General features: G+C 60.5%; 15 protein-coding genes. 2 read left to right on the top strand and 13 right to left on the bottom strand.

Annotated features, from left to right (window positions below):
• Positions 1-42: 42 nt before the first annotated feature.
• On the top strand, positions 43-414 hold the full coding sequence (locus tag BUC08_RS03700; RefSeq protein ID WP_037920480.1) for a VOC family protein: 372 nt from the start codon (positions 43-45) through the stop codon (positions 412-414).
• 36 nt (positions 415-450) lie between these two features.
• Here BUC08_RS03700 and BUC08_RS03695 read toward each other — a convergent pair whose 3' ends face one another.
• From BUC08_RS03695 to BUC08_RS03655, 9 genes are all read right to left on the bottom strand, one after another.
• Positions 451-1,323, bottom strand: coding sequence for an acyl-CoA thioesterase (locus BUC08_RS03695; protein WP_037920483.1), 873 nt, complete (start codon positions 1,321-1,323; stop codon positions 451-453).
• Entirely contained in the window at positions 1,320-3,275 is a 1,956-nt protein-coding gene (locus BUC08_RS03690) for an acetoacetate--CoA ligase (protein WP_037920486.1), read from the bottom strand. The genes BUC08_RS03695 and BUC08_RS03690 overlap by 4 nt, the downstream gene beginning before the upstream one ends.
• Entirely contained in the window at positions 3,272-4,480 is a 1,209-nt protein-coding gene (locus BUC08_RS03685) for a serine hydrolase domain-containing protein (protein WP_037920488.1), read from the bottom strand. Before BUC08_RS03685 ends, BUC08_RS03690 begins: the two co-directional genes overlap by 4 nt.
• Before the next feature lie 5 nt (positions 4,481-4,485).
• Positions 4,486-5,238 (bottom strand): enoyl-CoA hydratase/isomerase family protein, encoded by a 753-nt coding sequence (locus BUC08_RS03680; protein WP_037921985.1) that lies wholly within the window; start codon positions 5,236-5,238, stop codon positions 4,486-4,488.
• A gap of 148 nt (positions 5,239-5,386) precedes the next feature.
• Entirely contained in the window at positions 5,387-6,091 is a 705-nt protein-coding gene (locus BUC08_RS03675) for an ABC transporter ATP-binding protein (RefSeq protein WP_081855285.1), read from the bottom strand.
• Positions 6,088-6,849: an ABC transporter ATP-binding protein gene (locus BUC08_RS03670; protein WP_037920493.1), complete on the bottom strand. Its 762-nt coding sequence runs from the start codon at positions 6,847-6,849 to the stop codon at positions 6,088-6,090. Before BUC08_RS03670 ends, BUC08_RS03675 begins: the two co-directional genes overlap by 4 nt.
• Entirely contained in the window at positions 6,846-8,162 is a 1,317-nt protein-coding gene (locus tag BUC08_RS03665) for a branched-chain amino acid ABC transporter permease (protein ID WP_224769747.1), read from the bottom strand. The genes BUC08_RS03670 and BUC08_RS03665 overlap by 4 nt, the downstream gene beginning before the upstream one ends.
• Before the next feature lie 8 nt (positions 8,163-8,170).
• Positions 8,171-9,127, bottom strand: a complete 957-nt coding sequence (locus tag BUC08_RS03660) for a branched-chain amino acid ABC transporter permease (protein WP_037920494.1) — start codon at positions 9,125-9,127, stop codon at positions 8,171-8,173.
• Between the two features lie 90 nt (positions 9,128-9,217).
• The gene (locus BUC08_RS03655; protein ID WP_037920496.1) at positions 9,218-10,468 is read right to left on the bottom strand and encodes a branched-chain amino acid ABC transporter substrate-binding protein; all 1,251 of its coding nucleotides are present in this window, start codon (positions 10,466-10,468) and stop codon (positions 9,218-9,220) included.
• 192 nt (positions 10,469-10,660) lie between these two features.
• Between BUC08_RS03655 and BUC08_RS24265 the strand changes: the two genes are divergently transcribed.
• Complete coding sequence (locus tag BUC08_RS24265) at positions 10,661-10,864, top strand: hypothetical protein (RefSeq protein WP_143186664.1); 204 nt, start codon at positions 10,661-10,663, stop codon at positions 10,862-10,864.
• An 89-nt stretch (positions 10,865-10,953) separates the two neighbouring features.
• Here BUC08_RS24265 and BUC08_RS03650 read toward each other — a convergent pair whose 3' ends face one another.
• Genes BUC08_RS03650 through BUC08_RS03635 form a run of 4 tightly spaced genes read right to left on the bottom strand, consistent with a single transcriptional unit; the run spans position 10,954 to position 14,443 of the window.
• Positions 10,954-11,751, bottom strand: coding sequence for an IclR family transcriptional regulator (locus tag BUC08_RS03650; protein ID WP_037920498.1), 798 nt, complete (start codon positions 11,749-11,751; stop codon positions 10,954-10,956).
• Positions 11,748-12,782, bottom strand: coding sequence for a phosphotransferase family protein (locus BUC08_RS03645; protein WP_037920499.1), 1,035 nt, complete (start codon positions 12,780-12,782; stop codon positions 11,748-11,750). Before BUC08_RS03645 ends, BUC08_RS03650 begins: the two co-directional genes overlap by 4 nt.
• Before the next feature lie 10 nt (positions 12,783-12,792).
• Positions 12,793-13,437 (bottom strand): histidine phosphatase family protein, encoded by a 645-nt coding sequence (locus BUC08_RS03640; protein WP_037920501.1) that lies wholly within the window; start codon positions 13,435-13,437, stop codon positions 12,793-12,795.
• Positions 13,438-13,447: 10 nt separating this feature from the next.
• Positions 13,448-14,443, bottom strand: coding sequence for an NAD(P)H-dependent flavin oxidoreductase (locus BUC08_RS03635; protein ID WP_037920503.1), 996 nt, complete (start codon positions 14,441-14,443; stop codon positions 13,448-13,450).
• Positions 14,444-14,512: the final 69 nt, after the last annotated feature.

Raw genomic sequence — 14,512 nt, 5'->3', positions numbered from 1 at the left:
CGATGCCACAATCGTCCGCGTTTTTCGTGAAAGGACAGAGTTATGATCGGTTACACCACGCTGGGCGTGTCGGATATGGACGCCGCCAAGACATTCTACGCAGAACTTTTTGCATCCAAGGGCGCGAAAATCGTCACCGATATGGGCCGCATCGCCTTTATCAGCACCGGACGCGGACAGCCCATGCTGGCGGTTTGCGAACCCTATGACAAACAGCCCCCCACCTCGGGCAACGGCACGATGGTGGCCTTTGTGGCCGACAGCAAGGAAGAGGTCGACGCCATCTATGCGCGCGCGATTGAACTGGGCGCCACGGATGACGGCGCGCCCGGTCAGCGCATCCCGGACCGCTTTTACGGCGCTTACGTGCGGGATGCGGACAACAACAAGCTGTGCTTTTTCGTCTTTGGATGAGGGCGCAGAGGGTCGCGGCGCGTCCGCGGCCCTTGCTCAGGACTTGCGCGGTGTGATTTCGCGGATCAGCCCCTCTTGGGCGGTCGAGGCCACAAGGGTTCCGTTCTGATCATAGATGCTGCCCCGGTTAAAGCCGCGTGCGCCCCCGGTCCAGGGGCTGTCCATCGTGTACAGATGCCAGTTTTCAAAATGCACCGGGGCATGGAACCACATGGCGTGGTCCAGGCTGGCCGTCATCACCTTGCCGCTCATCCACGTCAGCCCGTGCGGACGCAGCGACGACCCCAACAGGTTCATGTCAGAGGCATAAGCCAGCATACAATGCTGCATTTGCGGACTGGACCCCTTGGCCGCGGACATGCGGAACCACGAATGGTTTTCGTCCGAAACAATCTCGGGTTCGAACAGGTCCCGCGGTTCGACATCATGCAGTTCGATGGGACGCGGCCGCATGAAATCGGCGCGGCGGTGCTCGGGCACGCGGTCCAGTTCCTCGGCCCGCAGCACGTTCCGGTCAGGCCAGTTTTCGGGGCCGGATACCTGCGGCATCGGATGCTGGTGATGGCGGCCCGGCTCTTCCACGTGAAAGCTGGCCGACATGTTCAGGATCTGCTTGCCGTGCTGGATCGCCACCACGCGGCGCGTGGTAAAGCTGCCGCCGTCGCGGGCGCGGTCCACCTGGTAGATCACCGGAATCTCGGGATCACCGGGACGGATGAAATAGGCGTGCAGCGAATGGCACAGCCGGTCGGGCACGGTGCCATAGGCCGCCGACAACGCTTGTGCCACCACCTGACCGCCGAAAATCCGCGTCGAGGTTTCGCCGCCCTGCCCGGTCCCGCGAAACAAATCGACCTCGAGCTGTTCGATTTCCAGCAGGTTCAGCAGGGTTTCCTGGGCGTCTGTCATGTGGCGCGGGCCTTTGCGTAGTCGATGAAAAAGTCGAAGCTGTCGGGATTGGCCATGGAGTCGCGGTTGACAACACGGGCCGGATCACCGCCCAAAAGCAGCTTTTTCACCGGAACTTCAAGCTTCTTACCGGACAAAGTGCGCGGAATGTCGGCCACTTCGACGATTTCGTTGGGCACGAACCGCGCTGATACGCCTGTGCGGATGGCGTTGTTGATCTTGTCCTTCAACGCATCATCCAGAATCTGCCCCTTGGCGGGCACCACGAACAGCGGCATGAAACTTTCGCGGCCAAGGAACTCAAGATCAACAACGAGACTGTCCATGACCTCGGGCAGCCCTTCAACCGCCTGATAGATCTCGGCCGACCCCATCCGCAGCCCCTTGCGGTTGATCGTGGCGTCCGACCGGCCATAGATCACCGAACCGCCGCGCGCATTGATCTCGATCCAGTCACCATGCCGCCAGATGCCGGGATAAGTGTCAAAATACGCGTCATGCAGACGGCTGCCATCGTCATCCCCCCAGAAATACAACGGCATCGACGGCAATGGCTGGGTGCAGACCAGCTCGCCCACGGCGCTGATCAGCTCGGTGCCCTCTTCGTCAAAGGCACGCACCGCATTGCCAAGCGCGCGGCATTGCATCTCGCCCGCGCGCACCGGCATGCCGGGATGGCCCAGCACAAAGGCCCCTGCCAGATCGGTGCCGCCCGAAATCGGGGCCAGCCAGAGGTCTTGCTTCACGTCGCTGTAGATCCAGTTGTAAGCATCTTCGGACAGCGGCGATCCTGTTGATCCCAGTGCGCGCAGTGCAGACAGGTCAACATCGGTGCGCGGCGTGATTCCGGCCTTGAGGCAACCGGCAAAGAACGCAGCCCCTGCGCCGAAATAGGTCAGCCCCTCGTCCGCGACGAACCGCCAGACCACGCCCATATCGGGGAAATGCGGCGCACCGTCGTACATCGCCAGCGTGGCACCCTGTCCCAGCGCCGTGAATTGCGAATTCCACATGATCCAGCCCGAGGAGGTCAGCCAGGCATAGCGATCCTTTGGCCCCAGATCCTGATGCAGCGACTGTTTGGCCGCTTCCAGCACGATGCCGCCATGCCCGTGAACGATGGGCTTGGGGTTGCCGGTGGTGCCCGAGGAATAGACGATCCACAGCGGATGCTCGAACGGCACCTGACGGCTTTGCAGCGTCGCCGCGCGATCCGTGAGCGTGGCAAAATCGACCCAACCATCGGGCAGCGTATGGGCCACAGGCACCATGATGCGCCCTGTGACCGATGGCAGCCCCTCGCTGATCTGCTGGATCACCGCACTACGGTCCACCGGCTTGCCCGCGTGGGTGTAGCCGTCCTGCGCAATCAGCACCTTGGGTTCGATCTGGGTGAACCGGTCGAGGATCGCCACATGCCCCATATCGGGCGCGCACAGCGACCAGATTGCCCCCAACGAGGCCGTCGCCAGAAAGGCAATCACAGCCGTCTGCGTATTGGGCAGGATCGCGACCACGCGGTCGCCCTGCCCCACGCCCATATCCGCCAGATGGGACGCCACCGACGCGACCTGTGCGCGCAGCTCTGACCACGTCAGGCTGATCCGGTCAAAGGTTTCCGACTGCACCACCAGCGCCACATCGCCCGGCCGCGTATCCGCATGGCGCAGCAGGTGATCGACATAGTTCAGCCTGGCCCCCGGCCCCCATTCGGCACCGGGCATCTGGTTCTTGGCCAGGAATGTCGTGGGCGGCACCGATGCAGGCATGTCGAAAAACTGCCAGATTGCCGACCAGAACCCTTCCAGATCGGTCACCGACCAGTCCCACATTTCGTTATAATCGGCGAACGTCAGCCCGCGTTCGGTCTCGAGCCAGCGTTCAAACCGTGCGATCGACGTATCGGCGATGCGTTCAGGTGTGGGTGTCCAGAGAATACGGCGATCGGTCATGACAAAGCCCCGTGCACCAGCGCCTTGAGGGCCGCACGTGCGGGGTAGCTGCTGGAGGGGGTGAGTTGGGTGAAGAACACCGCAGAGATGTCGTGCATCGGGTCGATCCAGAAAAAAGTCGACGCCATGCCGCCCCAGCTGAAGTCTCCGACAGACGATGGCGTACGGGTGCGCGCGGGGTTCAACACAGTCGCCCCGCCAATGCCAAACCCCATGCCGGTCATCGGCTGTTCCGCAAAGCTGGACGGACCCATGCTGGCAATGTCACCGGGCAGATGGTTGGACATCATGAACCGCAGGGTCGAACCGGACACCAGCCCCTGACCACCGGTGCGCAAGGCCTCGCAGAACAGCATATAGTCGTCGATGGTGCCGACCAGCCCGCCGCCGCCCGACAGGGTTTTCGGCGCGCGGAAGGGCGATTTTTCGGCGATATCGACACAGCGCAGCGTATCGGCGCTTTTGTCGCCGGCGTTGTCCAGCGACATCGCCCCCGCAGCCAGCGGCGTATAGAGCGAAGCAAACCGGTCCAATGCCCCATCAGGCACGGCAAAGCCGGTTTCGGTCATGCCGAGCGGATCGAAAATCCGTGACTTGAAGAACGCATCCAGCGTCTGCCCCGACACCACCTCGACCACCCGGCCGATCACGTCGATGCCCACGGAATACTCCCAGCGCGCGCCGGGTTGAAATGCCAAGGGCAGCTTTGCCAGGTTCTGCGTGACTTCGGCCAGACCGGCCTCAGAGGCGGCAAACATCAGCTTTGCCTCTTCCATCGCCTTGGGCAGCACCCCGGGGTTGAATGGATAGCTGAACCCAGCCGTATGGGTCACGGCCTGATGCAGCGTCGGCACGGTGCACCGCTCGACCTGATCAATCGAGGTGGCCCCGTCGACCAGCGCGTACATCTCGGCAAACTCGGGCAGAACCGCCGACAGCGGCGCGTCCAGATGGATCAGCCCCTCTTCCACCAGCATCATCAGCGCCAGCGACGTGACAGGTTTGGTCATCGAATAGATGCGCGCCACGGTATCGCGGGCAAACGGCGCGCCGCTTGCCACATCGCGCAGACCGGTTTCGTGATAGAATACCTCTTTGCCACCCTGCTTCAACAATACGGTGCAGCCCGGGTATTTCCTTTCATCTACATAGGTTTGCATCCAGGGTTTGATGCGGTTCAAACGGGCTTGGTCCAGTGGTGACATGCGTATTATCCTATCATCCGTGCCATGGCGGCAGCAGTTTCATCTGTGAACCACGGTTGGTTCGCAGCGGTTTCGGCGGCAATGGCCGCTTTGGTCCGGACTGTGGCATCCGACCGAAGTTGTCGTTTGACGGCAGCATAGGCCGCGGGCGGGATTTGGGAAAACTCGCGCGCTGCGTCCAAAGCCGCCTGCGCCAAGGTGTCTGCTTCGACAATCTCGTCGATCAGGCCTACGGCCAACGCCTCTTTCGCATCAATGGGTTGCCCGCGCATCATCAGGCGGCGCGTCATGTTCGCATCCAGCACCGCCTGTGCGATCCCGAGCGGCCCCGCCGGGAAATCCAAGCCCACCCGCACCTCTGCCAGGCCGAATTTTGCATGCGGCACGGAAATGCGGTGGTCCGAGGCGAGCACGAAGAACAAACCGCCCGCAATCGCGGGTCCGTTGATCGCGCAGATCACCGGTTTGGGACATTCGAACAGCGCCATGAAGCCAAGGTTCAACGCGTCCACAATCGCGCGCTGCTCGTTCAGGTCAAAGTGCTGCGCCTGTTTCAGGTTCAGCCCCGCGGAAAACACCTTGCACCCCGAGGACAATATGATCACGCGCACATCATCATCGGCAGACAAGTCATTCATAACATTATGGAACCCCATCAGCGTCGCGGGTTCCAACGCGTTGACCGGCGCGTGGTTCAGTACCAGTTCGACGATACCGTCACCGCGATCTGATCGTGTAATCCAAGTGTGATCCGCCATCATTTCAGCCCTCCCATCCGGTGCCAATGTGACGGCTATTACAGCACTGTCAAAGTCCAAATGCAGGGTATGACGTTGCGTTGAAGCATGATCTTCGGGGGGGTGGCGCGGCGGCGCCGGGGAGCTGGCCCCCGGCACCGCCTGAGGATCAGACCTCCAGCCATTCCTTGCGCACGTCGTCGCGCGCTTTCAGCTCTTGTGGCGTTCCTTCGAACACCACCTGACCGTGACCCATCACATAGACGCGGTGGGCGATGTCCAAGGCAATCGACAGCTTTTGTTCGACCAGCAATGTCGACACGCCCCGTTTTGCGATCTCCTGCAAAACCGTGGCGACCTTTTGCACCATCTGCGGGCTAAGCCCTTCGGTCGGTTCGTCGATCATCACAAGGTCGGGATCGCCCATCAGCGTGCGGCACATGGTCAACATCTGCTGTTCACCGCCCGACATGACCGAGGCCTCGACATCCGCACGTTCGCGCAGGTTCGAGAACATCTCGAACATATCGTTCATTGCCCAGCGGCCGGCGCCATCCTTCTGGCCAGGTTTCAGGCCCAGGATCAGGTTCTGCCGCGTGGTCAGGCCGGGAAAGATATCGCGGTTTTCGGGCACATAGCCGATGCCAAGGTTGGCCACTTCGAACGCCTTCTTGCCGGCGATTTCCTGACCGCGAAACTTGACGGACCCATGCGGGACAACTTCGCCCATGATCGCCTTGCAGGTGGTAGACCGCCCCACCCCGTTGCGGCCCAGAAGGGCGACGATTTCGCCCTCCTGAATGTTCAGGTTCACCCCTTGCAGGATGTGTGACTTGCCATAATAGGCGTGCAGATCGGTGACTTCGAGCATCAGTGTTCTGCCTCCAGTGCAGCGCCAAGATAGGCTTCTTGAACCTTGGGATCGCCGCGCACGTCTTCGGGGCGGCCGGTGGCGATCAGCTCGCCGTAGACCAGCACCGAAATGCGGTCGGCCAGACCAAAGACAACGCCCATGTCATGTTCAACCATGATCAGGGTCTTGCCTTCGGTCACGGTGCGGATCAGTTCGACGATATAGTCGGTTTCCGAATGGCTCATGCCGGCGGTGGGTTCGTCCAGCATGATCACATCGGCGCCACCGGCGATGGTGATGCCGATCTCCAGCGCGCGCTGTTCCGCATAGGACAATGTGCCCGCGGGCAGATCACGCCGGTTGGTCAGGTTGATCTGTTCCAGGATCTGCTCAGCCCCTTCGGTCAGCGCCCGACTGCGCCCGACCATGGACCAGAAGTTGTACTTGTAGCCCATCGACCACAGCAGGGAACAGCGGACGTTTTCGAACACCGACATTTTCGGAAAGATGTTGGTGATCTGAAAACTGCGGCTCAGCCCCATGCGGTTGATCTCGAACGGTGCCTTGCCCGCCAGATTCTGCCCATGCAGCAGAACCTCGCCCGCGGTCTGCGGAAACCGTCCGGTGATCAGGTTGAACAGGGTCGACTTGCCCGCTCCGTTCGGCCCGATGATGGCATGGCGTTCGCTTTTGCCGACCGCCAGGTTGACCCCGCGAATGATCTCGGTCTTGCCGAAACTCTTTTGCAGGTTTCTCAGCTCAAGTGCAGCGGTGGTCATGCGGCACCTCCATTGGATGTATTGGCCTTGGTTGCGTTGGCGTCGGCCCATGCGGCGCGCAATGTGGGCAGCATCATGCGCATGACGGCAAAGGCGACCACGGTCACACCGATTGCCACCGCCCACGGCAGGATGTCGTGGCTATCAAAGGTGGTCCAGAAGACGGTCATTTCCTCGTCCCCCACCGAAGAGTGGCGTACGTGGAATGTCATCTCGACCAATGCGGACAGACCCAGGATGCCGATCAGCGCCGGTATCAGGGTGGTTATGTAGGGCACCACCAGCTTTGACGCCCTGCCCATCTTTATCGCGGGCACGTGCATCATCAGCAGCCCTGCCAACCCACCGGGGAAGAACATCACGGTGGCAAGGAACAGGACACCTGCATAAAAGGCCCAGAGGTCCGTTTGCAGCGACAACACCGTTTGCAGCAGCGTAAAGGCAATCGCGCCGATGATCGGCCCGAAGAAGAAGCCAACGCCGCCCAGGAAGGTCACCAGCAGGATCACACCGGACGAGGCCGTGTTCAGGTTCTCTTCGGTCACGATCTCGTAGTTGATGGCAAACAGGCCACCCGCGATGCCGGCAAAGAACCCCGAGAAGATAAAGCTGTAATAGCGCACCCAACGGGACGAATAGCCCAGGAATTCAGCCCGTTCAGGGTTGTCGCGGACCGCGTTCGCCATGCGCCCGATGGGGGTGCGTGAAAACAGGTACATCAACAACGCCGACACCATCAGCCAGAAGGCGATCAGGTAATAGACCTCGATCTGGTGCAGGAATTCGATGCCGAAAAAGGGCATGCCATAGGTCCGGTCGCCCGAGATCCCCTCTTCACCGCCAAAGAAGGCGACGATGATGACCGAACAGGCCGCAATCAGCTCGCCCACACCCAGTGAGATCATCGCAAAGACCGTGCCCGCACTGCGCGTCGAAAAGCTGCCGACGATCATCGCCAGCCCCATGCCGAACAGCCCGCCAAAGATCGGCAGCACCGGCAACGGCAGCATCTCGAAAAAGTCAGTGCTGGCCATGACGTGCATACAGGCAAAGCCGCCGACACCCGCATAGACCGCATGGCCAAAGCTGAGCATCCCGCCCTGCCCCAGCAGCATGTTATAGGCCAGCGCAAAGATGATCGTGATCGCCATCTGGTTCATGATGGTGATGGCCGAGTTGTCGTTGAACACAAAGGGCATGACCAGCAAGGCAAGCCCCGCAATGACCCATGGCAAGGCGGCTATCCTCAACGATCCGGCGCGCATCCGCTGGGCGGGTTTGCTTGGATCGGTGGTGATCTGGTTTTCTTTCATTGGATTGCTCATGCGTCACGGTTCCCAAACAGGCCGTAGGGGCGGAAAATAAGGATCAGCACCATCAGGATATACGGAAGGATGTCGGCGATCTGCGGGCTGGTCACGGCCCAGATGTCGCGGAACATGCTGTCGCTCAGGTTCTCGGGCGTCGAAATGCCGATACCGTTCAGGATGTCTTCCATGCGGATGTTGTAGGACTTGGCAAAGGTGGTGATCCAGCCGATCAGCAAAGAGGCCACCAGCGCGCCCCACAACGATCCCAGGCCGCCGATCACGATGGTCACGAACACGATGGAGCCAAGCACAAAGGCCATGCCGGGGAACGTGCCCAGAACGGGGCCTGCAATGACACCGGCCACACCGGCCAGCGCCGTGCCCACACCGAACACACCCATGAAGATCAGCGGCACGTTGTGGCCCAATGCCTCGACCGTACGCGGATAGCTGAGCGCCGCCTGGATGATCATGCCGACGCGCGTCTTGGTCAGGACGTACAAAAGGCCGATGAAGATGGCGACCGAGATGAAGATCATGAACACCTTGTACGCGGGGATCGAATTCCCCGAGATCGCAAAGGCGGTAAAGTTCAGCACATCGGGGATCTGATATGGCATCTGGTTTCGGCCCCAGATGAATTGCACCAGCTCCTCGATCAACAGCGCCAGACCGAATGTAAAGATCAGCTCAGGCACGTGGCCGTATTGATGAACGCGGCGCAGGCCATAGCGTTCGACCCCGGCGCCAATGACACCGACGATCAGGGGCGCAATCAGCAGACCCATCCAGAATCCCAGCGCGATGCTGATCTGGTAGGCGAAATAGGCACCCAACATGTAAAAGCTGGCATGGGCAAAGTTCAGCACGCCCATCATAGAGAAAATCAGCGTCAAACCGGCAGACAGCATAAACAACAGCAGTCCGGTCACCAGCCCGTCGATCAGGTTGACGAGTACGAGGTCCATCCGGGGTCCCTCCGAAGTAGGATGTGGCGGTATTCGAGTGAAATGGCCCGCCCCCCGGATCGTCTGGGGAACGGGCCGACAAGACGTGCCTTAGGGACGTTTCATCTCGCAGGTGGTTGCGATATCCGCAGATGCGTTCTCAACCGTGTACTGGACTTTCAGGCCATAGCCGGAGTTGTCCATGTCATAGGGCGCTTCCACCGGTTGATGACCGAAGATGTGGATGTCCTGGATCAGCTGGTGATCCTCGGGGCGCATGTACATATCCTTGGAGCTCCACAGGCTGTCGGTAAAGTGCATACCTTCCAGCGCGCTGGCCACTTTTACGACATCTGTCGCTGTACCGGCTTCGTTGATGGCCTGCGCCAGCATCTGGATCACGTTGGTGATCCGGCTCTGGGACATGTTGCCATCGGGATACTTGGCCTTGAACGCCTGGATGTATTCCTGGGTCTCGGGTTTGGGCGCAGGGTTGTCGTCGCCCTCGGCCACGAGGTACAGCGAATCCACACCGCTTTCACCAAAGGCGGCGGTGATGCCGTCAGCGGCGGCATAGTAGGTAAAGATCGGACCCTCAAATCCGTTCTCCAGGATAGACTTGCCCAGGCCCAGCATGTCAGCGCCCCAGTTGCCGGTGATCACCGCATCCGCGCCCGAGGACACAACCTTGCGGGCATAGGGTGTAAAGTCCTTCACCTTGCCGATGGGGTGCAGTTCGTTGCCGACGACTTCGATGTCGGGACGTTTTTCCGCCAGCATCGAAACGGCAGCATCAGCCACGGCTTTGCCAAAGGAATAGTCCTGGCCGATGATATAGACTTTTTTGATGTCCTGGTTTTCGGCGATCATGTCAGTCAGCGCGGCCATTTTCATGTCCGAGTGCGGATCGAAACGGAAGTGCCAGAAGTTACACTTTTCGTTGGTCAGCGCAGGGTCCACAGCCGAGTAGTTCAGGAACAGGACCTGGCTGTCGGGGTTGCGGCGGTTGTGCTTGTCGATGGCCTCGGTCAATGCGTTTGCCACGCCCGAGCTGTTGCCCTGAACGATGTAACGCGCGCCCTGGTCGATCGCGACCTGCAGCTGGATCAGGGATTCCTTGGGGCTGATCTTGTTGTCGAACGGCAGGATTTCGAACATGTCGCCATCCAGAACGCCACCCTTGGCATTCACCAGCGTTTCGGCCGCGAATTCAAATTGGTGCAAGCCGTTGATGCCGGTCGCGGCAAAACCGCCACTCAGCGGATCAATGAAAGCAATTTTCACATTTTCGGCGAAAACAGCGGCTGTGCTGACGGAAAGCGCCAGCGCGGCGCTGAGGCCGAGCTTGATAGATTTACGCATTAGGTTCCTCCCTAGAACATACCCCGACTTACACTTGCGTGTATTTGCTATGCGTCGGTGTACCAAAAGCCTTGCATACTGGCGGGATAAGTCAAGCTTTCGACAGCGTCGCGCAGACAAGTTCCGGACCGAATTCCGAGGCTTTGGAGAGGTCAAAATTTCGGCACCTAACCCTGCAGGAGGCCGACCGATTTGGCGCGCCTGTTCGTGCGCAGGTTGAATAATCATACCTGCCTGTTATTAAATGATAATTCTAAATTATACTTGTCGGAAAGCGCGGTATTGGGCCTTGAAACCTTGCCTCAAAATGCGGCAAACGGTGCGGATTTCACGCCCTCAGAAGCAGGGTTATTTTGCAGTTTTTTTGCGGTGAAAACGGCGATCCCAACAATTTGACGCTGCGTCGCTTTGGGGGCGCTGTTTCCGCCCTGCAAAATCGAATTTCACAAAATCATGATTCTTTGACCCCACGACCATCTGGGGGATCAACCGCCCGTGCTCAGCTTTGCCGCTGCATCAACCAGCATTCTGCCATAAGCGCGTTCCAGGTGTTTTTTCTTCACATGAAACGACGGACCGCCCACGTTCAGACCATAGACACCGCGCCCGCTGAGCGCGAATACCGGGGCTGCGATACCGTTCACATCGGGGCGCCAGTCACCGTAGCTACAGCAATATCCGAGGTTCTCGTATTCAGAGCGTGCCTGCGCATAGGCCGCCTTGCGGCCCGCGTGGCCTTCGGGGTCCTTGGCCTTGGTCCGCTCGAACATCACGGCGCGGTCTTCCTCGTCCATGCCCACCAGCATCGCGCGGCCAATGGCCGAATGAAAGATCGGCAACCGCGCACCCACGTGCATGGTCAGCGACACATTCTCCATCGACTTTTCAACCGCCACATAGACCGCGTCGGTCTGATAGGTTTCAGCCAATGCGACGGTGATATAGCTGTTGGGTCCGTTTGACAGTGCGCGCATCGTGTCGCGGGCGCGGTCGACAATTTCCATCGACGACAACACCGAAAACCCCAACCGCAGCACCCCTGCCCCCAACTGGTAGGTTCCCGACCGCGGATCGGCGACCAGGTATTCCAGCACGCACAGCGTATGGGTCAACCGCGACACCGTGGGCTTGGGCAGGCCCGTGCGCGCGGCAAAGTCCTGATTGGTCAGTGTGCTCTCGCCGGGTTTGAAACAGCGCAGGATGTCCAGCCCGCGGGCCAGCGCGGTGATAAAGTTGCGGTCCTTGTCATCCAGGGCCTCGCCCGCGAGATCGGGATCAATCATCCTCTCGACTCCAGCGCCTGCAGCCCGTGTTCAGCGAACAGCGGTACATATTGCCCCATCTGCAACGCCCGTTCCGGGTTCGACGCATTGCCATCCAGCGCCCGTTTCAGCACGCCCTGAATAATTGCGGTCATGCGGAAAAAGCAGAAAGCGACGTAAAAGCCAAAGTTGTCGATGGGACCAATCCCACGACGTTCGCAATAGCGTGCAACGAATTCGGCATCCGTAGGCAGGCCGCGTTCGGTGCGGTCAATCCCGGCCAGCCCACGCCCTTCGGGCGTCGCAGGCATTTGCCACTGCATGATGACAGCGGCAAGGTCGGCATAGGGATGGCCGATCGTGCTCAGCTCCCAGTCCAGGATCGCCAGGCATTTGGTGCCGTCCTTCTCGAACATCATGTTGTCGATGCGATAATCGCCATGCACCAGCGTGCGCTGGCCGTCCTCTGCGGGGATTTGCTGCGACAGCGCCTGCATCAGCTTGTTCATGGCAGGCACGTCCACGGTTTCCGAGGCGCGGTACTGTTTCGACCAGCGGCCGATCTGACGTTCGTAATAGTTGCCGGGCGGTCCGAAATCCGAAAGGCCCACCGCATCGATGTCCACATCATGCAGCGCAGCCAGCACGCGGTTCATGTCATCCAGCACGGCAGTCCGGTCGGCTTTTTCAAGCTCGTCCAGCGAAGGCATGTTGAAATTGCGCCCGTCGATATGGTCCATGATGTAGAAATCGGACCCGATCACCTCGGGGTCCTCGCACAGCAGGTGCATTTTCGCCACGGGCACGTCGGTGTCCGCCAGCGCGGATTGCACGCGAAACTCGCGGTCGACCGCGTGGGCCGATTTCAGCAATTGCCCCGGCGGCTTGCGGCGCAGCACATAGTTGCGCGTGGGCGTTTTCAGCAAAAAGGTCGGGTTCGACTGCCCCCGCTGGAACTTGTCGGCCTCGATGGGACCTTTGAACCCCGGCAGATGGGCCTCCAGATAGGATTCCACCGCTTTCAGGTCCAGCGTCTGTGTGTCTTGGCTCATCTGTTTGCCCTCAGCTATAGGTCAGCAAATCGTGGTCGGTGTCGAAATGCGGTGTGGCGTTGAATTGATGCACGAAATGACGCGTGCCTGAAAAGACAAACTTGGTCACTGCGGTGTTTTTGATCTGAAGGTTCAGCTCCATCATCATCCGCGCAGGCGCTTCCAGCGCACGCGACACCAGCTGTCCGATCACCCCGCCGGACGACACCACCAGCACACGCCGCGCGCCGTCACGGGTGGCATGGGCCATCGCGGCCGCCGTCCGTTCGGAGAATTCCGCATAGGTTTCGGCGCAGCCGGTCAGCGTGCCCGCCTGCCATTCCAGAACTGTGTCACGCAGGGTGCGAAAATGGGTCTTGCGATCACTGCTGACCATTTCGGGCACCACGCCCTTGTAGCGAGCGCGCAGAAGGTCGTGAAAATCGTATTCATCGAAACCGGCGTGAACTTCGGTATCACCGTCATAGCCCATCGCAGACAACGTATCGCGCTGGCGTTCCAGCGTGCCCGTGACCAACCGGTCGGGCGTCCAGCCGGTGCTGCGCAGCCAGTCGCCCACGGCGGCCGACTGTGCCCGCCCCTTGTCACTCAGGCAGTCGTAATTGGCTGCCCCGAACGAGGCTTGTCCGTGGCGGATCAGGTACAGTTCGGCCATCGCGTGCGCCCTAACCCGTGAACTCGGCGGCTAGGCGTTTGCCCGCTGCCTGATATTCCGCAGCGATCCGGTCAACGACACCGGCGACCGGCCCCACGGATGTGACCGCACCAATCCCCTGCCCCGCGCCCCAGATGGATTTCCATGCCTTGGGCTTGGACGATCCGTTGCCAAAGTTCATCGACGAGGCATCCGCCGAAGCCAGGTTGTCAGGGTCCATCCCCGCCGCCGCAATCGAGCCGCGCAGATAGTTGCCGGCCACGCCGGTGAACAGCGAGGAATAAACGATGTCCTCGGCCCCGCTGTCGGCGATCATCTGTTTGTATTCGGCTTGGGCGTTCGCCTCGTCCGTGGCGATGAAAGCAGATCCGGCATAGCCCAGATCGGCCCCCATGGCGCGTGCGGCCAACAGCGCCTCGCCCGTGGCGATCGCCCCGGACAGCAGCAGTGGCCCGTCGAACCAGCCGCGGATTTCGCGGATCAGGGCCATCGGGGACTGCATCCCGGCATGACCACCGGCGCCAGCGGCAACGGCCACCAGACCGTCCGCGCCCTTGCTGATGGCCTTCTTGGCGAATGTGTTGTTGATCACGTCATGCAACACGATGCCGCCGCAGGAATGGGCCGCCTCGTTGACCTCTTCGCGCGCGCCCAGCGAGGTGATCCAGATCGGCACCTTGTGTTTCACGCAAATCTCAAGATCACGGTCCAGACGCGCGTTCGAGCGGTGGACGATCTGGTTGACCGCGAACGGTGCCGCAGGACTGTCAGGATTGGCCTGGTTGTGGCGGTCCAGTTCCTCGCTGATCTGCGTCAGCCATGTGTCCAGCAGCGGATGCTCGCCCTCGGCCTCGCGGGCGTTCAGCGCCGGAAAGCTGCCGACGACACCGGCCTTGCACTGGGCAATGACCAGTTCGGGCACGGAAATGATGAACAAGGGCGATGCCACCATGGGCACGCGCAGCCCTTGCAGGGCCTTGGGAAGATGGCTGTCGTCACGGGGCATTTGCACATGTCTTTCAGATAGGGGAATGGATGGGCTGTGCGCCCATCCGGTTGTTGTGATGGTGTAACG

This window comes from Pseudosulfitobacter pseudonitzschiae, assembly GCF_900129395.1.
Lineage (GTDB): Bacteria > Pseudomonadota > Alphaproteobacteria > Rhodobacterales > Rhodobacteraceae > Pseudosulfitobacter > Pseudosulfitobacter pseudonitzschiae.
Note: the sequence above shows the minus strand (reverse complement) of the source record. Positions and strands in the feature narration are given on the sequence as shown.